The sequence below is a fragment of the Piscicoccus intestinalis NBRC 104926 genome (assembly GCF_001515525.1).
GTDB classification, from domain to species: Bacteria; Actinomycetota; Actinomycetes; order Actinomycetales; family Dermatophilaceae; genus Kineosphaera; species Kineosphaera intestinalis.
On sequence record NZ_BCNQ01000082.1, the window covers coordinates 1 to 20,645 of the forward strand.

The 20,645-nt window shown below is 72.2% G+C and carries 18 protein-coding genes and 1 pseudogene; 6 read left to right on the forward strand and 13 right to left on the reverse strand.

Annotated features, from left to right (window positions below; all coding sequences use genetic code 11):
- From PINTE_RS13365 to PINTE_RS13375, 3 genes are all read right to left on the reverse strand, one after another.
- Positions 1–915: glycosyltransferase family 2 protein (locus PINTE_RS13365; protein WP_084343584.1), on the reverse strand; the 915-nt coding region annotated here is incomplete at its 3' end.
- Between the two features lie 486 nt (positions 916–1,401).
- Positions 1,402–1,935 carry a GDYXXLXY domain-containing protein gene (locus tag PINTE_RS13370; protein WP_068431519.1) on the reverse strand — a complete coding sequence of 178 codons (534 nt, stop codon included), beginning with the start codon at positions 1,933–1,935 and terminating at the stop codon, positions 1,402–1,404.
- Positions 1,932–3,362, reverse strand: coding sequence for a DUF2157 domain-containing protein (locus PINTE_RS13375; RefSeq protein ID WP_068431522.1), 1,431 nt, complete (start codon positions 3,360–3,362; stop codon positions 1,932–1,934). The genes PINTE_RS13370 and PINTE_RS13375 overlap by 4 nt, the downstream gene beginning before the upstream one ends.
- Before the next feature lie 112 nt (positions 3,363–3,474).
- Here PINTE_RS13375 and PINTE_RS13380 point away from each other — a divergent pair, with 112 nt between their 5' ends.
- Positions 3,475–4,227: an NYN domain-containing protein gene (locus PINTE_RS13380; protein WP_084343581.1), complete on the forward strand. Its 753-nt coding sequence runs from the start codon at positions 3,475–3,477 to the stop codon at positions 4,225–4,227.
- Between the two features lie 28 nt (positions 4,228–4,255).
- Here PINTE_RS13380 and PINTE_RS13385 read toward each other — a convergent pair whose 3' ends face one another.
- The 3 genes from PINTE_RS13385 to PINTE_RS13390 are packed head-to-tail and all read right to left on the reverse strand — an operon-like array spanning position 4,256 to position 7,480.
- Complete coding sequence (locus PINTE_RS13385) at positions 4,256–5,074, reverse strand: aldo/keto reductase (protein ID WP_068431525.1); 819 nt, start codon at positions 5,072–5,074, stop codon at positions 4,256–4,258.
- 10 nt (positions 5,075–5,084) lie between these two features.
- Complete coding sequence (locus PINTE_RS21980; RefSeq protein WP_169798530.1) at positions 5,085–6,140, reverse strand: GNAT family N-acetyltransferase; 1,056 nt, start codon at positions 6,138–6,140, stop codon at positions 5,085–5,087.
- Positions 6,141–6,151: 11 nt separating this feature from the next.
- Complete coding sequence (locus PINTE_RS13390) at positions 6,152–7,480, reverse strand: DUF418 domain-containing protein (RefSeq protein ID WP_245642943.1); 1,329 nt, start codon at positions 7,478–7,480, stop codon at positions 6,152–6,154.
- 66 nt (positions 7,481–7,546) lie between these two features.
- Here PINTE_RS13390 and PINTE_RS13395 point away from each other — a divergent pair, with 66 nt between their 5' ends.
- Positions 7,547–8,191: a TetR/AcrR family transcriptional regulator gene (locus tag PINTE_RS13395; protein WP_068431528.1), complete on the forward strand. Its 645-nt coding sequence runs from the start codon at positions 7,547–7,549 to the stop codon at positions 8,189–8,191.
- Between the two features lie 446 nt (positions 8,192–8,637).
- On the opposite strand, the pseudogene PINTE_RS13400 reads toward PINTE_RS13395, so the two are convergent.
- A pseudogene (locus tag PINTE_RS13400) lies at positions 8,638–9,413 on the reverse strand ((S)-acetoin forming diacetyl reductase).
- Between the two features lie 236 nt (positions 9,414–9,649).
- A complete protein-coding gene (locus PINTE_RS13405; RefSeq protein WP_068431531.1) occupies positions 9,650–10,684 on the reverse strand; it encodes a proline racemase family protein in 1,035 nt (344 codons plus the stop codon).
- A 192-nt stretch (positions 10,685–10,876) separates the two neighbouring features.
- Here PINTE_RS13405 and PINTE_RS13410 point away from each other — a divergent pair, with 192 nt between their 5' ends.
- On the forward strand, positions 10,877–11,545 hold the full coding sequence (locus PINTE_RS13410) for a GOLPH3/VPS74 family protein (RefSeq protein WP_068431533.1): 669 nt from the start codon (positions 10,877–10,879) through the stop codon (positions 11,543–11,545).
- Positions 11,546–11,609: 64 nt separating this feature from the next.
- On the opposite strand, the gene PINTE_RS13415 is transcribed toward PINTE_RS13410, so the two are convergent.
- Entirely contained in the window at positions 11,610–12,578 is a 969-nt protein-coding gene (locus PINTE_RS13415; RefSeq protein ID WP_068431535.1) for an MOSC domain-containing protein, read from the reverse strand.
- Between the two features lie 95 nt (positions 12,579–12,673).
- Here PINTE_RS13415 and PINTE_RS13420 point away from each other — a divergent pair, with 95 nt between their 5' ends.
- The gene (locus PINTE_RS13420) at positions 12,674–13,114 is read left to right on the forward strand and encodes a hypothetical protein (RefSeq protein WP_157087242.1); all 441 of its coding nucleotides are present in this window, start codon (positions 12,674–12,676) and stop codon (positions 13,112–13,114) included.
- 407 nt (positions 13,115–13,521) lie between these two features.
- On the opposite strand, the gene sppA is transcribed toward PINTE_RS13420, so the two are convergent.
- Together sppA and PINTE_RS13430 are read right to left on the reverse strand one after the other, a co-directional pair.
- Positions 13,522–15,240, reverse strand: a complete 1,719-nt coding sequence (gene sppA, locus PINTE_RS13425; protein ID WP_068431542.1) for a signal peptide peptidase SppA — start codon at positions 15,238–15,240, stop codon at positions 13,522–13,524.
- 83 nt (positions 15,241–15,323) lie between these two features.
- Positions 15,324–15,773: an OsmC family protein gene (locus PINTE_RS13430; protein ID WP_068431546.1), complete on the reverse strand. Its 450-nt coding sequence runs from the start codon at positions 15,771–15,773 to the stop codon at positions 15,324–15,326.
- 260 nt (positions 15,774–16,033) lie between these two features.
- Here PINTE_RS13430 and PINTE_RS13435 point away from each other — a divergent pair, with 260 nt between their 5' ends.
- Both PINTE_RS13435 and PINTE_RS13440 read left to right on the forward strand, forming a co-directional pair.
- Positions 16,034–18,601 carry an AMP-binding protein gene (locus PINTE_RS13435; protein WP_068431548.1) on the forward strand — a complete coding sequence of 856 codons (2,568 nt, stop codon included), beginning with the start codon at positions 16,034–16,036 and terminating at the stop codon, positions 18,599–18,601.
- Positions 18,602–18,640: 39 nt separating this feature from the next.
- Positions 18,641–19,198, forward strand: coding sequence for an MOSC domain-containing protein (locus PINTE_RS13440; protein WP_157087243.1), 558 nt, complete (start codon positions 18,641–18,643; stop codon positions 19,196–19,198).
- Here the strand turns inward: PINTE_RS13440 and PINTE_RS13445 are convergent.
- Both PINTE_RS13445 and PINTE_RS13450 read right to left on the reverse strand, forming a co-directional pair.
- Positions 19,165–20,106: a cation diffusion facilitator family transporter gene (locus tag PINTE_RS13445; protein WP_245642945.1), complete on the reverse strand. Its 942-nt coding sequence runs from the start codon at positions 20,104–20,106 to the stop codon at positions 19,165–19,167. The two genes, PINTE_RS13440 and PINTE_RS13445, sit on opposite strands and share 34 nt — an antisense overlap.
- A 54-nt stretch (positions 20,107–20,160) precedes the next feature.
- The coding region (locus PINTE_RS13450; protein ID WP_157087244.1) for an ACT domain-containing protein at positions 20,161–20,645 on the reverse strand (485 nt) is incomplete at its 5' end.

Below are 20,645 nucleotides of genomic sequence, written 5' to 3' on the forward strand. Positions count from 1 at the left end.
CCAGATTCCCGTGATCCACAGCCAGAACGGGTGAATCGTGAGGCCGCCGCCGAGAGCGGCCCACACCAAGGTGCCCAGATACAAAGCGGTGACGATCACGCCGGCCATCGTGAGGATCTGTCGACCCCAATACGGCAGCGTGATGCGCGTCAGCCCGTACTGAACGCAGTTCTCGACCGCGCCGCGCTTCCACCGCAGGCGCTGGTTGTACAGCTCGCGCATGGTCGGCATCGCCTCGGTCTTCAGGAGGCAATCGTGCGGCGCGAGAATGTCGTAGCCGAGGTGCATGATCGCGAACGAGATCTCGTTGTCCTCAGTGAGCACCGTCGTGTCGTAGTACTCGCCTCCGCCGTTCGGCAGGCGCCGGCCTCGCTCGGCCTTGATGTGCCGCAGCGTGGAGACCCGGAACAGCGCCGCGGTTCCGGTGACCACCAGACACTTTCCGCGCAGCCGCTCGACATCGCGCTGGTAGCGGGCGTACTCGTTGTCCTGCACCCGCCACAACACGCGCTCCCAGATGCCGGCGTCGTCCGGCGCCGGAAGGGCGCGGAACGTGCCGCCGAGGGCGCCGAGATTACGTCGCCGCCCGAACCAGGCGAGGGCGTTGGCCATGAAGTCGGTGAAGATCACCGAGTCGGCGTCCTGCACGAAGATGAAGTCGTCGTCGTCGAGTTCCGGCAGGAAGTGGTTGAGCGCCTGGTTGAGCGCTCCCGCCTTCTTGTGCGTGTTTCCCGTCGTCTCGAACACCTCCGCCCCCATCTCCCGCGCCAGCGGCACGGTGGAGTCGGTGCAGTTGTCGGCGACAACGACGATTCGCTCCGGACAACGAACCTGCTCCCCCAATGCGCCAACCGCCTGCCCGACGATCTTCTCCTCGTTGTGGGCAGGAATCAGCGCCAAAACTTGACCAGACATGTGCTATCCCCAAACAGGCACGGCTCGGCGCGCACACGCGGTGCGACGCTTTTGCGCATGCGGCGTCGAAAACGGTTCGCTGCAGAGAGGTGCGACCCGACGAGGCTCCCCAACCACGCAGATCGTTGAAAACTTGATCATTACTGTAGCGAGCGTCTTGAACAGCCGTCCAACCCTGCGCGTGAACTCTTCGATGCAACCCGGCGACGAGGCGGTGACGCGGCGAATCGGACATGTTCCCGATCGCCCGCAAATGACCTGTCACCCAGAGGCGTTCGCCGAGCCCGGCGACATCGGGCGCGTCCGGTCGAGGGGGTGGCGCCGTGAGCCATATCACATGCCACAGACCTCTAGGCGGTTCAGTCAGACATGATCAGACATGGAGGCGGGGGCCGCCGCGCCGATCTCAGCAGGCACCCTAACGATCCGGGCACACCCAAACAGACTCAGGTGCAGCGGGCGGTGCGGCGGGACGCGAGAAACGGGTCAGCGGGAGTCGGTCCTCAGGTCGACGATCGCGGCGTCGCCTCGGTCGTCGATGCGCACGACGGCGACTGCGTGGCCGCCGCGCACCGCCTCCTCCAACCGGGCCGCCTGGTCCTGCGGCACGAACCAGCTCTCGATGCCGCATCGCAGCCGCCAGCCCTCGTCGCGGCAGCGCAGGTACGGGCCCTGCGCGGGCGGCTGGTCGCCGATCGAGACGCCGCGCCACAGCCCGTCACGCTCCTGCAGGGTGACGAACACCGTGCCGGAGCCGGGCACCGTGTCCTCCGGGCTGCCGGGCCGGGCCAGGTCGGGGTAGTCGAGCGTCACGTAGGCGCCGCGGAACGGGTCGATCGGATCGACCGGGGCGACCCGCAGCCGGTACTCCGCGCCGGCCGCGCGCGCCGCCAGTTGCGGCGCGACGGCGGCCGCGACGAGACCGAGCTGCAGCACCAGCGCGAGGGCGAGCCACAGCCAACGCCGGGCGGACGTGGGTCGGTGGTCGGCGGCTGCCGTTGCGCTGCCCGTCGCGCTCATGGCCGTACCTCCGATCGGCGCGCGCCGCGCGGTCGGGATCGATCACCACGGCGGCGCGAGCTGCCTGGCCGGCGTCGGTCGCCGAGCCGGCGACGCAGCCGCTCGGCGCCGAGGCCGGTGCCGACGAGCACGGCGCCGACGACGAGGAACAGCGTGGCCCCGGAGACGATCGGCGCGAACACCGCGAAGCTCTGCACGGTGACGAAGACGACGAGCGCGGCGAGCGCGACCGCCGTCAGCTCCCCCTGGTCGCGGGCCGCGCCGAGCCCGGCCTGCCACCCGGCGGCGGCGACGAAGACGAGCACAGCCACCCCGGTGCGCGCCCACTGCTCGGCCGTCGGGCCACCTTGCTGGAGCAGTGCGTCGAGCCCGCCGTCGGGGCGCCACCACGCGAGTGCCCCGGCGGCCGCGGCGATGAGCACGGCCGCCGCGATCTCGCCGAGCGGCCCGCGCCGAGCCGTAGCGCCCGTGCCGGAGCCCGGGACACCGGGCGCGCCGGGCGAGGTGATCCGGCGAGGGAGCAGCACCGCGAGCAGCGCCGCGACCGTGACGACCGCGACGGCGCCCAACAGCCAGGAGGCCCGGGTGGGCCACGGCGCCGCGTCGAGCGAGAAGGCGGGCAGGGCCGCGATGAACACGCCGAGGAGTGCGACGATCCCGCCCGCGAGGCGCCACGCTCGGCCGAACCCGGCCGGCTCGCCGAGGGGTCCGCCGGCCGCGTTCCCGAGCGCCTCGCCGGGTGCTTGGCGGAGCGCGGTGTCATGCAGCACCGCCAGTGCGGTGGCCGCGACCGATCCCGCGAGCGCCATGACCACCCCGACCTGCTGACTGCCCGCCGACTCCCCCACGAACCAGCCGAACCACGCGAGGCCGGCCGCCAGGGCCACGCCCAGCGCGCCCCGGGACCGCGTCGCGTACGCGTAGGCCAGCGCGCCGAGGGCCCAGAACCCGACGAGCCGTGACTCGTAGGCCGGCACCTGCAGGCTCTGCGCCGCCTGGAAGATCACCGCGCCGAACCCGGCGGCGGCCAGCATCCGCCACACCGCGGCGGGAATGGGCACGCCGGCTGCGGCGTGCGGACCGGAGCCCGGGGTGGCCTGCGACCGGGCTGCCTCGCCGAGCGCGACGAACCCGAGCCACAGTGCGCACACGACCGCGAATCGCAGCAGCGGCGAGAGACGGTCGAGATTTGTGGCAACCATCCATAACAATCCGATCGCGAGGAAGACGGTGCCCAGACGGACGACCAGGCGCCGCAGCGCCGGCCGCGCGGAGGCGGTGTAGCGGGCCGCGATCGCGTCGGCCTGAGCGCCGGTCAGCAGCCCGTCCCGGCTCCATTCGGCCAGCTCAGCGGTGAGCCAGCTCAGCGTCCGCGGCGCGATCGCCGCACGTACCTGCTCGCGCGAGTCCGCGTCGGTCGTCGTCATGTCGGGCACCTCCTCGTCCGTTCAGTGTGGGCCGGACGGTCGCGCACGACATGAGTCTTCGTACTCACGGCCCCGCGCAGTGAGCGGCTTCGGCCGCGCATAGGGTGCCGGTGTGGACAACGACCCCAGCGTGCTGACCCGCATCGCCGTACTCATCGATTGCGACAACGTCTCGGCCCGGCACGCCGGCGATGTGCTCGAGGAGCTCGCGAAGTACGGCACACCGACCGTCAAGCGCGCCTACGGCGACTGGACCACCTCGCAACTGTCCGGGTGGAAGTCCGAGCTGAACCGGCACGCGATCCAACCCGTGCAGCAGTTCGCGTACACCTACGGCAAGAACTCGACCGACTCCGCGCTCATCATCGACGCGATGGACCTGCTGTGGCAGGGCAACGTCGAGGCGTTCGCGCTCGTCTCCTCCGACTCCGACTTCACCCGCCTCGCCACCCGGTTGCGCGAATCCGGCAAGCGCGTCTACGGGTTCGGCCGACGCAAGACCCCCGAGTCGCTGCGGCGCGCCGTCGACCAGTTCACCTTTCTCGAGGTGCTCGCCGAACAGGACCATCAGAACGAGACCGACGACCGCGCCGTCGCACCCGCCGCCCCGGCCGGCGACGCGCCGACGATCAACCTGCAGAGCGCGCTGACGCGGGCGATCAACGCCGTCTCCGGCGACGACGGGTGGGCCACCCTCGGCACCGTCGGGCAGCACCTGGCGCGAGCTCACGCCGACTTCGACCCCCGCGACTTCGGGCACCAGAAGCTCAGTTCGCTCGTCGCCGAGCAGCCCTACTTGCAGACCCGCACGGAGGGGTCGCGCACTCAGGTGCGGCTGCGGTCGCGGCGCTCCGGCCGCGGCTGAGGTCCGTCGCCTCGGGGCACCGCCGGTTTCACAGGAGTTCCAGCGGCGCCTTCGTCGTCGGAGGCGGGAACGCCGCGTCGATGCGGGCCAGGTCGTCGGCGGACAACCGCAGCCCGGCGGCGGCCACGTTGGCCTCGACGTGCTCGGGGCGGGAGGCCTTCGGGATCGCGATGACGTCGCCGTCGCGGATCGCCCAGGCGAGCAGCACCTGCGCCGGGCTCGCGTCGTGGCGCGCCGCGACCTCGCTCAGCGCCGGATCGCGCAGCAGGCGCCCCTGCTCGATCGGCGAATAGGCCATCGTCGCGACGCCCGCGCGCCGCTGCGCCGGCAGCAGGTCGAACTCCGGGCCGCGCCGGCTCGGGTTGTAGAGCACCTGGTTGACCAGCGGCGTCGCCGGGTACTGCGCGAGCTCGTCGGCGTCGACGTTGCTGACTCCCCAGCGGGCGATGAGGCCCTCGGCGACGAGCTCCTCGAACGCCGCGACCGTCTCGGAGACGGGGTGCGGCCCCGGCCAATGCAGCAGGTACAGGTCGATGCGGTCGGTGCCCAGCGCCGCGAGACTGCGCTCGCACGCCTCGCGGGTGCCGCGCCGGGAGGCGTTGGCGGGCAGCACCTTGTCGACGAGGAACACCCGCTCGCGGCAGTCGCGGACCGCTTCGCCGACGAGCCGCTCGCTGCGGCCGCGGCCGTACATCTCGGCGGTGTCGATGAGCGTCATGCCCAGCTCGATGCCGCGGCGCAGCGTGTCGATCTCGCGGGCGCGGGCGCCGGTGTCGTCGCCGACGTGCCACGTGCCCTGGCCCAGCGCGGGCAGGGGCGTTCCGTCGCGCAGCGTGACCGTCTCCATGCTCGTGACGCTACCGGGAGCCCGTGGCGGCGCGGGGCAGCTCCCAGTGCAGCTCGTCGGCGGTGCCGCCGCCGGGCAGGTCGTGCACCCCCGCCTCCCGACCCCACTCGCGAAAACCCAGGCGGCGCAGCACCGCCGCGCTGGCCGCGTTGTCGGAGGCGCAGCTCGCGGTGAGCCGGCGGAACCCGAGATCGGAGACGGCGTGGTCGACGGCGAGCCGGGCCGCCGTGCCCATGACGCCGCGGCCGCGGGCATTCGGGAACAGCTGGTAGCCGAGCTCGACCTCGTCGCCGAGTTCGCTTGGTGCGCGGGTGAACAGACCGACCTCGCCGAGGGCCTCGTCGGTGCGCGCATCGGCGACGCACCAGTGCACCGCGCGTCCGGCCGCCACCGCCTCGCGCCGATCGAGCAGCCAGTCGGCGAACGTGGCGGCCGTCGGGACCGGGGCCGCCATGAAGTGCGCCGGGTGGTCGGGCTCCTCGCGCGGCACGTCGTCGTCGCGCCACGGCCGCAGCGCCACCCCGTCGGCCTCCAGGCGCGGGGCGATCATCCAGCGGTGCGTGGGGGTCATCGGCGCACCGGCCGCCAGGGTGGCCGGCCAGCAGTCCTGCGGCGGCCCGTCGCGGCCCGGGAGCCAGCCTGGCAGCGCCGGGTGCACCGTGAAGCCGCACGACCACAGCACCCGGCGCGAGGCCCAATTGCCGCGCACGACATAGGCCGACACGGTCTGGGCGCCCTGCCCGAAGGACCAGCCAGAGGCCAGCCGGATCGCGTCGGGCATGAGCCGCTGCCCCCGTGCCGCGGGATGCAGGGCGTACCCCAGCTCCCACCGAGCCGGGGCGGGACGCACGTCGATCATGCCGGCGAAGGGGTGATCATCCGTCTCGATGGCCCAGCACAGCGGGCCGCTACGGGTGCGCCACTGCTCACGGGTCGCGGCGAGGCGCTCGCGGGAGCCGTCGGGCGGGTACGGGTGCGGGATCGTCGTCCAGCGCACCGAGTCGCCGTCGGTGGCCAGCGCGGTGATGGCGTCGAGGTCGTCGTCGGTCAACGCCCTCAGGCGCACTCGCTCTCCCGTCAGCGTCGGGACGGCGACCTCGTCGGGTTCGGTTCCTGCGGGTGGCGCGGGTGGCGCGGGTGGCGCGTGGGCGTCGGGCATGGGGCCATCGTCGCCTCCGGCTCGGGCTGGACCAACCGATTTGTCGCGGCGGGGCGCGCGGCGGCTTCGGGACAGGCGGCGGCGTCCCGGCCGACGGCGCCCTGCTCCCGGGCCAGGAGGCCGTATCCCCGAGCCCAGAGCCACTCCAGGGGCCCGCGCGGCCACCGGCGCAGCCACAGATGCGCGGCAGCGAGCACGATCACGCTCGTGAGAAGCCAACCGGCCAGGGTGAGCGGCAGACGCCAGTTCGGCGGTGCGGCGCCGAGATTCAGGCCCCAGCCGTAGAACAGTACCGACGCGATGACGTTCTGCAGCACGTAGCCCGACAGTGCGACCCGACCGAGCTCGGCCAGCCGCCGCCCGGCCCAGCCGGTGTCGCCCGGCTCCCGATAACGCACAGTGCAGTGTGCGATAAGGCCGAGGAGGCCGAGGGCGACGAGCGGCGCGGTGCCGTAGCGGGTGGCGAACAGCCAGGCCGGATCGTGCAGGCCGAGCGCCAAGTCGACGGGTGCCGCGAGGGCTCCGATGGCCATGAGGCGGCGACGCAGCGCCGCGCCGTTGTCGCCCGCCGGCTCGAAGAGGCCGGCGTGGTAGAGCCGGTTGCCCAGCGTGAACATCGCGATGCCGAGGAGCAGGAGGAAGACCGGCTCGAACCGGAACAGCGCCGCGTTGTCGATGCGCAGCAGCACGAGGTCCCACCAGGTGCCGTCGCGGTACGGGTTGGGGGTCGGCGTGCCGCCGAGGTTGCCCGCCTCCCCGAGCCACAGCCCCAGGGTGAGCCAGGCGACGAGCAGACCGTGCAGGCCGGCGGTCACGCCGATCCAGATCCGTTGCGCCCGTGGGTTGCCGGCGATGACGTGGGCGGCGATGGCGCCGGTGAGCGCGTACCCCATGAGCACGTCGAACTCGACGACGAGCAGGTAGTGCAGCAGCCCGTCGAGAAACAGGATCGCCGCGCGCCACGGGTACGGGCCGGGCCAGGCGCGGCCGCGCCGCGCGGCCGCCTGCGCCTGGATCGCCAGGCCGATGCCGAACATCAGCGTCAGCAGGCCGAGGAACTTGCCGTTGGCGAGGTGCTGCAGCACCGCCTCCAGGGTGTGTTGCCAGTGCGCGGCGCCGGGGGTCGTCGGCGAGTCGAGGTAGCCGAGCATGCCGCCGGGGTGGCTGAAGATCCAGATGTTGGTCGCGAGGGTGCCGAGGATGGCGATTCCGCGGGCGATGTCGAGTCCGACGAGGCGTCCGGTCACGGCCGCTCCCCTTTCGTGTCACGTGCGGGATAAAAAGAACGTATCACGGGTGTGACAGAATGAGGCATGCCGAAGATCGTCGATGCCGACAGCCGCCGAGCCCTCATCGCGGAGGCGGTGATCAGCCTCATCGTGCGCGGCGGGATCGAGGAGGCGTCGCTGCGCAATGTGGCCGCCCAGTCGGGGCTGAACATCGGCTCCGTGCGCCACTACGTCGACGGATACGAGGGCATGCTCATCGACGCGGTGCGGCACATGGCGCAGCAGGTCGCCGGGCGCCTCGAGGCCCGGCTCGCCGCGGCCGCAGCCGAATTCGGCGGCCTCGACCCGGCCGGGCTGGCTCCCGAGGAGTTCGTGCGGCTGCGCGAGGTGGCGATCGACATGCTCGAGGAGCTGCTCCCGCTCGACGAGGAACGCCGCCGGGAGGTCGTCGTGTGGCTGGCCTTCTGCGAGCGCTCCCGCACGGCGCCCGGGCTGCGCGACGAGGCGCGGGTGTTGATGGACGGCGCGCGCCAGCTCACCCGTCCCCTCCTGGAGGCGGCGGGCTCGTCGCGGCTCGACCTCGCCACGGAGGCGCTCGCCGCCACCCTCGACGGCCTGGCGATCGCCCTGCTGCACGACCCCGATCGACTCTCCCGCGAGCAGCGCCGCGAGATCCTCTCGGTGTACCTCGGCGCCGCCGTTCGCTGGCCCTCCCCCCAGCTCCCCTGAGCCCAACACCCCCAGCCCAACATCCCTGAGCCCAACATCCCTGAGAACTGCGTGTCGTGGTGAGAACTGCTGTCCGTGCCGCAGTCCTCACCGCGACACGCAGTTTCGAGGGAGGTGGCGGGGTAGGCGGGGCGGGCTGCGGAGTGAACGGCGGCCGGCGTGGATCCCGGGCGGATCAGCCTCCAACTCGGCTCCGAAGACCGCACACGCTCGTTGGCAGTGACCGCTCGCGAGCGGTCACTGTTGACGGGTCTCGCAAAACCGCAGGTCAGAGAGGTGTCAGCAGCGCCGAAACGAGAATTGACCTCTCGACGCACGTCGAGAGGTCAATTCCCACGAGGCGAATGGGGTCATGGCGCCCGGGTCAACGCGCCAGCCCGACCCGACCGCGCGACCGTGAGGTGCTTTGGCGCACCCGGCGGGCTTCCCGCCGGGCGCGCCACGAATCAGCTGTAGACCATGCCGCCGTCGATGAGCAGAGACTGACCGGTCATGTAGTCGGAGTCGGGCCCCGCGAGGTAGGAAACGCAGCTGGCCACGTCGTCGGGCTGCGAGAGTCGACCGAGCGCGATGTTCTGCGCGAACTGCTGCATGCCCCACTCGAACGGCTTGCCGGCCTCGTCGGCGGTCTGCTGGGCGATGCCGCGCATCATCGGGGTGTCGACGATGCCGGGGCAGAAGCCGTTGACGGTGATGCCGCGGTCGGCCAGGTCGCGTGCCGCGGTCTGCGTGATGCCGCGGATCGCGAACTTGCTGCCGCCGTAAACGGCCAGGCCCGGGTTGCCCAGGTGCCCGGCCTGCGAGCAGGCGTTGATGATCTTGCCGCCGTGGCCCTGTGCGGTGAAGGCCTCGATCGCGGCCTGGATGCCCCACAGGGTGCCGCCGACGTTGACGTCGAAGACCTTGTGGAAGATCTCCGGGTGATCGACTCCAGCGGCGTCTGCGGGCCGAGGCCGGCGTTGTTGACGATGACGTCGAAACCGCCGAGCGTCTTCGTCGCCTCGCGGACGACGGAGAACACCTGCTCCCGGCCGGAGACGTCGCACTGCAGGGCGATCGCGGTGCCGCCCGCCGCGCCGATCGCGTCGGCAACCTGCTGGGCCCCATCCAGGTTGAAGTCGACGACGGCCACGGCGAAGCCGTCTCTGCTGAGCCGCTTGGCGATCGCCTCACCGATGCCTTGGGCTCCGCCGGTGACCAGTGCAACCTTGGTGTCGGACATGCGCAATTACTCCTCGAATGTGGTGGTGATGGCTGCTCGCGTCGACGTTGATGGCGCGGCTGTGCGCTCTCACTATGCTCGCGGCCCGTGGCCCGGTGCGCCTTGGCCGGTGCCGGACCTTCCGGCCACCCTCGTGAGAACTGCGTGTCACGGTGAGGACTGCGGCACGGACAACAGTTCTCACCGCGACACGCAGGTCTCAGCGACGTTGGCGGGACGTTGGGGCGGGGCGGCGCTCAGTCGGCGAGCCAGGTATCGGTGAGGGTGTAGCCGCGGGGGAAGGGGTCGGTGGGGTCGAGCCCGACCTGAGACAGGTCGGTGATCCACGCCTGCCCGGCGACGCTGGGCACGACCGCCGGGTAATCCCCCACGCTCGTCACCGACTCGATCGCGCTGTCGAACGTCGTGCCGAGCACCGACTCGTGCACGAACAGCTCCCCGGGCGTGATGAGGCCCTTGGCGTGCAGCACCGCCAGCCGCGCCGACGTGCCGGTGCCGCACGGACAGCGGTCCAGCCGCCCCGGGGAGACGACGACGGCGTTCTTCGAGGTCAGGAGACCGTCGGCGGTGCGGCCGAGGGGTCCGACGAACTCGGTCTGGGTGATGCCGGCGAACCCGGGGTTCTCGGGGTGGACCGCCTCCAGCTGCGCCGCGGCGGCCTGCTTGATGCGCTGCCCGAGCACGCACAGGTCGCGCGCCTCGCCCGGGATGAGGTCGAAGCCCAGGGAGGCGGCGTCGACGAGCACGTAGGCCATGCCGCCCCAACCGACGTCGACGGTCAGCGCCCCGAGCCCGGGCACGTCGATCGCGGCGTCGAGGTGGTAGGCGAACGCGGGCTGATTCGTGAACCGCACGCTCGTGACCTTGCCGCCCGAGCACTCGCACCGCAGCCGGATGAGGCCGGCCGGGGATTCGAGCTCCAGGTGCGTGACCGGCTCCGTCATCGGGACCATGCCCGTCTCCAGGAGCACCGTCGCCACGCAGATCGTGTTGCTGCCCGACATCACCGGGTACTCCGTGGACTCCATGATCAGATAACCCATCGCGGCCTGCGGGTGGTTGCTAGGCAGCACAAGGTTGACGCTGCGCACGACGTTGCCGCGCGGCTCCTTCAGCAGCAGTTGACGCACCTCGTCGCGGTGCTCGCGCACCCAGCACATCTTGTCGAACATCGTCTCGCCCGGCACGTCGCCGAAACCCCCGGTGATGACGTTGCCGATCTCGCCCCCGGCGTGGCATCCCGCCACGGTGAGCACCCGGTTCCACTGCATCGCAACCCTCTTCCCCGTCACTGACAACTGCGTGTCGCGGTCGGAACTGCGACACGGACCGCAGTTCTCACCGTGACACGCAGTTTTGAGCGAGGGGGCGGTGGGGCGTCCGTCGGGAGGGGGAGGCGGGATGGATACGGTTCCGACGGGCGGGCGATGCGCTCGGGCGGGCGCGGTACTTACCGTGGCGGCATGCTCATCACAGAACAGCTCTTCCTGCTGCTGACCAGGGACGATGGCAAGCCGGTCAACGCCTTCGCGTACAACGCGTACGGGCTGGCGGCCGCGGCGATCGCCGATCTCGTGCTCGCGCAGCGGATCTCGCTCAGCGACGACAAGGACCCGCGGGTGCATGTCGTCTCGTCCGAACCGACCGGAGACCGCGTGCTCGACCACGCGCTGAACCGGCTGCGCGAACGCGACGGCAAGAAGCTGTCGAGCCTCGTGCAGGACGGCAAGGTCAACCCGGAGACGGAGGTCGTCGCCGCGCTCCAGCGGGCCGGCGTCGTCGCGGTCGAGGCCAAGCGCTACCTGGGGTTCGTGCCCGAGAAGCGGCCCACCCTCGACCCCACCCCCGAGCGGACGGTCCGCGAGCGGCTCCGGGCGGTGCTCGCCGGCTCCACCCCCACCGTGCAGGAGGCGACCCTGCTGTCGATCCTGCAGGGGCTCGACGTCGCGCACACCGCCCTCAAGGAGGAGGCCCCCGGCATGAGCAAGCGCGACCTCAAGAAGCGCATCGAGCAGGCCGCCGGTGAGGTGCCCGAGGGCACCGCGGTCGCCAAGGCCGTCGAGGCGCTCAACACCGTCCTCCTCACCAGCGTCATCATCCCGGTCGTCGTCAGCAGCGGCGGCTCCTCCTGAGCCGACCGCCGCTCTCAGTCGGCTGAGCCGCCTGAATCGAGCTGTGGCGGCTGAGTCAGCTGAATCAGTCGATGGTCTCGACGACGTCGCCGGCGCGGATCTCGCCGTCGGTCAGCACGTCGGCGCGCAGCCCCGCCCGGTGGATGAGCGGGCGCAGCACCCCGGAGACGGTGAGCTTCTCCAGGTGTGCGCACGGCTCGGCCATCCGCTGGCCGAGGCATTCGACGGAGCCCACGCGGAACCGCCTCCCGACCAGGGAGTTGAGGTCGATGCCGCGGGTCACGACGTTGCGTCGCGCGTCGGGATAGCCGAGCCGTCCGCCGCCGGGCAGCTCGAGGTCGTCGAGCACCTCGGCCTCCACGAGAGTCAGGTCGTAGCCGCGCAGCCGCGGGTCGGCGGGCGTGAACGTGCCGGCCTTCGCGGCGTACCGATCGCCCTCCAGCCCGCGGCCGGCAAGCGCGCGAGCGGCGGGCACCGTGCGCATCGGCCCGGCCTTCTCCCCCGCGAGCGCCAGCACCTCCACTCGGCCGCGCAGCGTGGGGGCACCGGGCCGCGCGGGGAGCCGGTCGAGGCGCGGGTCGAGGGCGCCGATCACGTAGCCCTCGCTGATCGGCAGGTCGACCGCGGCGCGGCCCAGCAAACTGGCGTCCTGCGGGCTGAGCACGACGCCCGACGGGGTGCCGAACAACAGCACCACCGCCTCACCGGCCGTGGAGTTCGTTCGGTTCGTCCGTCGCGTTGGGCTTTGGGAGCCCGGTGCGCCCGGACCGGCCGCGGGGGCGTCGTCGCCGCGGAGCACGGCGATCCAGTACCCGGGCCAGGTGAAGGTGGCGGGGCGCGCGATGGGCACCAGCCCGGCTCCGCGGCCGCCCAGCCAGCTGCGCCACAGGGCCACGGATCCCGCCAGGTCCGCGTCGGGCAGCGGCAGGTGCTCGATCGGCGTGTGCGTGGCCGACGCGAGGCAGGCGGCGAAGGAGCGCACCGTCTCCCCCGCCGGGTGGTCCTGCGCGTCGGGCAGCGGGATCTCGATCATGGGTGTCAGCGTGGCACGCGCGGGGCCGGGGCTGCGGCCAGGGGCGCGACGTGCGCGGGCTTGCGGTCGCCGCCACGGCTGACCAGGGTGGCCTCATGAGCGATCAGAACGACATCCCCTCGACCGAGGGCGTCGAGACCCTGGAAGGCACCACCGCCGAGCAGCGCGACGTGCGGATCAGCGCCGACGAGGGCGACGACCTGCCCGTCACCCCGCCCGACATGCAGCCGCGCGGCAGCGAGTCGATCATGGGCGGCGACGCCGACGAGCCCGAGAGCCTCGAGCAGCGGATCATGCAGGAGGAGCCCGACCCCGCCTCCGCGTACGGCGCCCCCGACGACGAGAGCGGCCTCGACCGCGGCGACGGCAACCGGATCGGCGGCGACGACCCCGACTCGATCCCCGCCGACAGCGACGTGCTCGGCGACACCTCGCAGTACGGCGACATGGCGCCCTCGGTCGACGCGGCCGACGAGCCGGCCGAGCAGTCGGCGCTGCGGGTGCAGGACGGCATCGACCCGCCCGACGAGGCCTGAGGCGACGCGGCTCGCCAGGCGCGCCGCGTCCGGCCGCGCCCACCCGCGAACGCCGGCGCTCCCCTGCGTTCGTCGACCTCGTCAGTGCCCGTCGGCACCGCGTCTTGCGGACTGGGAGGCCGGTCTCGGCGCCTGGGACGAGACCGGGCGGTTGCCACCGAACCGGCTCTGCGGAGGCGGTCCGGCGGCAACCGGGTGGTCCAGTCGGTTGGCACAGGCTCCCGTGCGAATGAAGGAGGCGCGAGCGCCCAGGCCCCTGCCGGCGTGAGGGCCCTCGCACGTGAAGGGCGTCGCTAGCGCGGAGGCGCATGCCGGCGTGAGACCTTCGCGCTCGAAGGCAGCGCGAGCGCGCACGCCGCTGAGGCTGTGAAGCCCCAGCGGGCGCGCGGCGCCGAAACTCCCCCGGCTCAGGTCAGCCGCACGTCGGGCATGGTGAGGACGCCGGGGGTGCTCAGGCCCAGGGCGGCGGCGGCGCGGTCGAAGAGCCCGGGGCCCTCGCCGAAGGCGGCGACCGGCGACTCGGAGTTCTCCGTGGGCATGAGCCGGTCCAGCGGGCCGAGCTTGGGCACCATCCGCGCCTCGGCGTCGCGACGCTCGACGCCGGCGGCGGCGCAGGCCGCGGCGATCGCCTCGTCGAGTCCGCCGATCTCGTCGACGAGACCGCGCTGCAGGGCGTCCGCGCCCGACCACACCCGGCCGCGCGCGATCGGCTCGAGCCGGTCCAGCGGGATGCCCCGGTCGCCGGCGGCCTTGGCGGTGAAGTCGGCGTAGACCTCGTCCAGCCAGGCGTCCAGGCGCGCCAGCTCCTCGTCGGTGAACGGCCGCTGGCCCGAGTACATCTCGTCGAAGCGCCCCTGTGAGACGTTCTCCCGGTTGACCCCGATGCGGCGCAGCGACTCCCCGATGACGATCTTTCCCGAGAGCACCCCGATGGAGCCGGTGATCGTGGCCGCGTTGGCCACGATGCGCTGGCACGGCATCGCGATGTAGTACCCGCCGGAGGCGGCCACCGAGCCCATCGAGGCGATGACCGGCTTGCCTGTCTCCCGTACGCGCTGGACCTCGCGGCGGATCGCGTCGGAGGCCACATACGAGCCTCCGGGAGAGTCGACGCGGAGCACGAGCGCGCGCACGTCCTTGTCGCGGGCCGCAGTGCGCAGCGCCGCTCCGAGGGTGTCCGAGCCGATCATGTGGCCGGACATCGGGTTCTTGCCGCCGGCCCGGCCCAGCAGGATCGGCCCCTGCGCCTGCACGACGGCGATGACCGGCTTCTTGCGCTTGACGGCGGTGGCCGCGCCCGAGGCCACCTTGCGGTAGCGCTCGACGTAGCGCAGCGGCGTGTCGTCCTCGGTGCCGCCGACCCGTTCGCGCACCGCCGCGAGGGCCTCGTCGCGGTACCCGATCCGGTCGACGAGTCCGCGCTCGAGCGCCTGCTGCGCGTTGAGGCGGCCGGCGTCCATCGCGGCGCGCACGCTCTGGGGGGCCAGCCCCCGTCCGGACGCGACGGCCTCGACGACCCGCTCGTTGATGGAGGCGACGAGGCGCTCGAGCATCTCGCGGTTCGCCTCGCTCATCGAGGAACGCTGGTAGGTCTCGGCGGCCGACTTGTACTCGCGGCGCTGGGCGAACTGGGGCACCGCCGACAGCTTGTCGAGGGCGTCACGCAGGAACAGCCCGCCCGCCACGACGCCGGGCAGCACGACGTCGCCGGAGGGCTGCACCCAGATCTCGTCGCAGGCCGCGGCGACGACGTAACCGACGGTGCCGTGCGTGACCTCGCCGTACGCCTCGCTCCACGCCACCGCCGGCTTGCCCGAACCCCGGAACCGCCGGATCGCGCGGGCGAGCTCCTCGGCCTGGCTGAGCGCGACGCCGGGCACCGCGTGCACGACGAGCCCGACGACCCGGTCGTCACCGGCTCCGCGACGCAGCCCGTCGACGAGCGCCCTCAACGACGGCGTGTTGCGCTCCCGCAGCGCCTCGAGCGGAGACGCCGGTGCCGACTCCGTGGCGCCGCGACCGAGGTCGATCTCCAGCAGGCACCGGCCGGACAACCCGGGGACCGGCACCTTCTTGAGGTACTTCTCGTCGAGGGGCAGCTTGTCGATGAGGTCACGCAGATCCATGACCCACAACGTAGGCGGCCGCCCTGGACTCCGCCTGACTGAGCCTGACGGGAGGCCGGGCGGGCCGCCGCGGAGCGGCCCGACTACGAGGCGTCTCCCGCGTGCATGTGCACCGGCGACGACAGCGCCACCGTGCGGGAGACGGTGCACAGCCGGTCGTTGGAGACCTCGATCGCGCGGGGCAGCATCGTGCGCGCCCGGTCGCCGTCGTCACCGTCGGGGAAGGTCACCGTGAACTTCACGTCGATGTCGCGCAGGTGGTTGCCCTGCTCGTCGCGCACCCGCATCGCCGTGCACTCGATCTGGAAGTCGCTCGGTTCGGCGCGCCGGGAGGTGAGCATGTCGACGTCGATGCCGCTGCAGGCGGAGATGCTCGCCAGGAGCAGTTCGACCGGCGTGAAGAGCTCGGTGTCGCCCGCGCCGATCGAAATCGCCCCACCTCGCTCGTTCGTCGCCTCGAACACGGTGGAGTCGGTGCGTCGCAGCTGCACACTGCGCGGCTCGCCTTGTCGGTTCTTGGCCGCGTCGGACATGAAACCTCCCGGTGTCGCTCGGTGTCCGCACCCACCATCGGTCGGCCGCGCCGATCGAGAACCGACCGAAGGCCGACCGTGGCCGACCGAGGCGGGGCTCTGGCTCCAATCTTGTCTCATGGGTGCCGATGGGAGAGGGGTGAACGGCAGGTTTCACCCTGCCCACACCCAGGAACATCCCGGTTAGGCTTGCCTTAGGCGCGCGGAACCATCCGTGTGGTTCGGCACGCCGTGAGACTTATGGGAATAGGGGATCCCGCATGAGTGTGCCTTCCAGCACCGCGACCGCCGACGCGCCTGACGCGTCGTTCACCGAAGTGGCCGAGGACGACCTCGCGGCCGGTATCCTGCCGCGCTTCCGTCGCGTCGTGCAGGCCCTGCCCGAGCGTACCGCGGTCAGCGACGACACAGAGGAATTAACCTACTCGCAGTTGGCTGTTCGAGCCGCTCGCGTGCTCGTCGGGTTGCGCGAGGCGGCGCGGGGGGCCCCGGCCGACCAGCCCGTCGGCATGATCTGCGGGCACGACGTCGGGGCGGTGGCCACGCTGCTCGGCATCGTCGCCTCCGGTCACCCGGTGCTGGTGCTCGACCCGCGCTCCCCCGCGCCGCGGCTGCGCGCGCTCGTCGAGCGGGCCGGGATCGCCCTCATCGTCGCCGACGAGGCCAACGAGCAGCTCGCCGCCCAGCTCGTGCCGTCGGTGGCGGTCCCGTTGCGGGCCACCGCCCCCGACGACCCGTCGGAGACCGACGTCGAGGTCCTGTGGGAGCAGCCTCCGAACCCGCATGCCGTCGCCGCGCTCGCGTTCACCTCGGGCTCGACGGGAACGCCGAAGCCGGTGGCCAACGACCACATTCTGTTCATGCGCGACGCGTGGAACAGCTCGATCGCGACCGGCTGCTACGACTCGACCGGCGTCATCGCGCACACCCTGCCGATCGCCTTCCACGCCGGGTTGACGACGACGATCCACGGGCTCGTCGTCGGCGCCCGCATGCGCCTGTACGACTCCCGCAGCCGCGGCATCGCCGGGCTGCCCGACTTCATCGCCGAGTACGGCTGCACGGTGATGATCACGAGCCCGGCGATCCTGCGGGCGTTCTGCGCCTCCGGGCCCGATCCGGCCCGGCTGACGAGCCTGACCTCGGTGACGATCGCCGGCGAGACCGCCTACGGCCGCGATGTCGAGGCGCTGCGCCCGCTGCTGCCGCCCGGCTGCGTGCTGCGCAACCGCTACGGCTCCTCGGAGACGGGTCTGATCAGCGAGTACGTCATCGACTCCGACGCCGGCCCGCTCGACGGCCCGCTGCCGGTCGGCACCGGTGTGGGCCGCACCGTCGTCGACCTCGTCGCCACGACGAACGGAGGCGGCGTCGAGCTGACGGTCGAGGCGGGCGCCACCGGCCGCATCACGGTGACCGCGCCGTCGGTCGCGCTGGGCTACTACGGGATGCCGACCGAGACCGAGGAGTCGTTCCGCGACAACGGCGACGGCACGTTCACGTATCGCACCAGCGACCTGGGCCGATTCCTGCCCGACGGCTCGATGCAGATCGTCGGCCGCGCCGACCACAGCGTCAAGGTGCGCGGCTACCTCGTCGACCCGGGCGAGGTCGACGCCGCGCTGTTCGCGCTGCCGGACGTGCGGGAGGCGGTCGTCGTCGGGGTGCCGCGCGCCACCGGAGGCACCCGGCTCGTCGCGTACATCGTCGGCACCCACGGCACCCCCGACGCCGGCGGCATCCGGGCGTCGCTGCGCCGCACGCTGCCCTCGCACATGGTGCCGGAGGGCATGGTCTTTCTCGACGCGTTGCCGCGCAGCGAGCGCGGCAAGATCGACCGTTCCGCCCTGCCGGAGCCGCCGGCCGCGGCGCGGGTCGAGGAAGACGGCACGATGTCGCACTTCGAGCAGCTCGTCGCGATGATCTGGGCGAAGGTGCTCGACGTCGACCACGTCGGCCACGACGACGACTTCTTCGCGCTCGGCGGCGACTCCCTGGCCACCGAAGAGCTCATGACGCGCATCGGGGAAGAGCTGAACATCCCCACGGAGCAGATGCACACCGGCCTGCTCGCCGAGGCGCCCGTGCTGCGCGACTTCGCGGCCCGGCTCGCCGATCCTGCCTCCGGACCGAACGGGGCGCTCGTCACGCTGTCGACCAAGGGCGACAAGGACCCGTTGTTCGTCGTCGCCGGAGCCGGTGGCCTGGGCATCGCGTTCGTCGGCCTGGCCCGACGGCTCGGCGAGGACCGCCCCGCCTACGCGCTGCAGTCCCCGGTCATCGAGAGCCGCGGCTGGCCGGAACGCTCGGTCGAGGACATGGCCCGCAAGCACGTCGCGATCATCCGCGGCATCCAGCCGCACGGGCCCTACCACCTCGCCGGGCACTCCTTCGGCGGCATCGTCGCCTTCGAGATGGCCCACCAGCTCAAGGAGCTCGGGGAGGAGGTCGCGCTGCTGGCGATCCTCGACTCGTTCCCGCCGGACGCCGCCGCCCACCCGCTGCCCGACGAGGTCGGCGCGCTGGGCCTGCTCAAGCGTCAGCTCGGCCTGCACTACACGACACTGCGCAACACGCCGGGCGGCTCCGGCCACGGGCGGCTCTTCGACCAGAGCAAGCGGCTGGCGCGCCGCTACCACGGCCGCCCGTGGGACGGAAAGACGATCGTGTTCCTCGCGCAGTCACCCGAGAAGGAGCTGCGCCGCGGCTGGGGGCCCTTCCTCACCGGCTCCTGGCGTCAGGTCGAGGTGACCGGCGACCACTACACGATGATCCGCACCCCGTGGGTGTACGAGGTGGCCGACCTGCTGCTCGACGAGTGGGAGTGAGCCACCGCCCGGCTGCGGCGGATCGCTAGCCTCCCGGGTATGGACGCCACCACCCCGCCCCGGTTCGTCGACCTGCCCCTGGAGCCGGGCCGCGTCGTCGGGCTGTTCACCGCCGTCGGCGCGGGCGAGCCGATGCGCGGCCACGACCGGGTCGACGTCGTCGCCGGAGCCGGTATCGACGGTGACCGGTACGCCACCCGCACGGGGCTGTACTCCACGAAGCACCACGACGACCGGCACCTGACGATCATCGAGGCCGAGACCCTCGCGGCGCTGCGGCGCGACCACGGTGTCGACCTGCCCGCGCAGCTGTGCCGCCGCAACGTCGTCGTCGAGGGCATCGGCCTGAACCGGCTGGTCGGGCGCCACCTGCGACTCGGCGCGGTCGTCGTGCGGGTCGGCCGGTTCAACCGGCCCTGCCGCTACCTCGAGAAGCTCACCGGGCTGCCGGTCTACGAGCCGCTGCTGCACCGCTCGGGCGTCAACTGCCAGGTGCTGCGCGGCGGCCCGCTGAGCCTGGGCGACGAGGTGCGCGAAGTGGCCGAGCCTCACTCGCAGGAGCCTCACTCGGAGGGGATCGACACCTCGGTGTCGTAGTCGCCGTACGCGCGCGGGTCCTCCCTGGGCTCGAGGTGGATCGTCACGACGCAACCCTCGAACTCGGCGAGCACCGCCTGTTCGATCTCCTCGACGACGTCGTGCCCCTCGATGACCGTCCAGCTGCCGGGCACGAGCACGTGCATCTCGACGAAGCGGCTGTGGCCCGCCTCCCGGGTGCGCAGCGCGTGCACGTTGACGTCGTGCGTGACGAAGCGGCTGACGACCTTCGCGAGTTCGGCGTTCTCCTCCTTCGACCAGGAGACGTCCATGAGACCAGCCACCGACTCCGCGAGCAGCTTCCAGCCGGTGACGATGATGTTGACGCCGACCGCGAACGCGATGATCGGGTCGAGCCGCTCCCAGCCGGTGAGCCACACGAGGGCGACGCCGACGACGACGCCCACGGAGGTCCACACGTCGGTGAGCAGGTGCTTGCCGTCGGCGACGAGGGTCGCCGAGCGGTGCTGGCGCCCGGCGCGCAGCAGCACCCAGGCGACACCGCCGTTGACGACCGAGGCGACGACGGAGATGCCCAGACCGATGCCGACGTTCTCCAGCGGCGCCGGAAAGATGAACCGCTCGACCGAGGTGACGATGATGAAGACCGCGGCGATGAAGATCATCACGCCCTCGATCGCCGCCGAGAAGTACTCGGCCTTGCTGTGCCCGAACTGATGCGAGCGGTCGGCGGGGCGGGCGGCGACCTTGAGCGCGACGAGCGCGACGACGGCCGCGACGAGGTTGACCACCGACTCCGCGGCGTCCGAGAGCAGACCGACGGAGCCGGTCAGCGCCCAGGCCCCGGTCTTCAGCGTGATCGTCGTGATCGCGGCGGCGATCGACAACCAGGCGAACTTCGTCAGGGAGCTGCGGTCGGTCGTGGCGGCCGCGGGAGTGGATGACACAACCGCCATTGTGGCCACGCCGCGACCGGTGCGGCACCGCGTGCCACCTATCGGTCACCGCTCGACGATGATGATCCCGCCGCCCCCGCAGCCGTCGGCCCGGGCCCGCGCCACCGCCGCCCGCACCGCCGCGAACGTGCCGGACACCAGCGCCGGCGCCGACCACGCCTCGTGACACCAGCGCACCGAGCCGCCCGCGTGCTCCGGAGGAGGTGTCCAGTCCCCACCCGGCGGCACGAGGACGACCCCGGCCGCCAGCACGGCAGGGTCGTCGTCGGTCACCGTCGAGGTCGACGTCACGAGCGCGAGCCGCTGTACCGCCCGGTCGAGCAGCATCGCGCGACGCGGCGTGGCGCGAAAGCTCAGGGCGATCGTGCGCACCGGCTCCTCGATGGGCCCGGTCGAGACCGAGTCGAAACTGACGCCGCGCGAGGAGAACACGGCCGACAGCGCGCTGAGGGCGCCGGGCCGGTCCCGGGTGTGCACGATCATGAGCCAGCCGCGCTCGCCGGGCAGCGCCGTCGGCCCGCCGGGCAGCG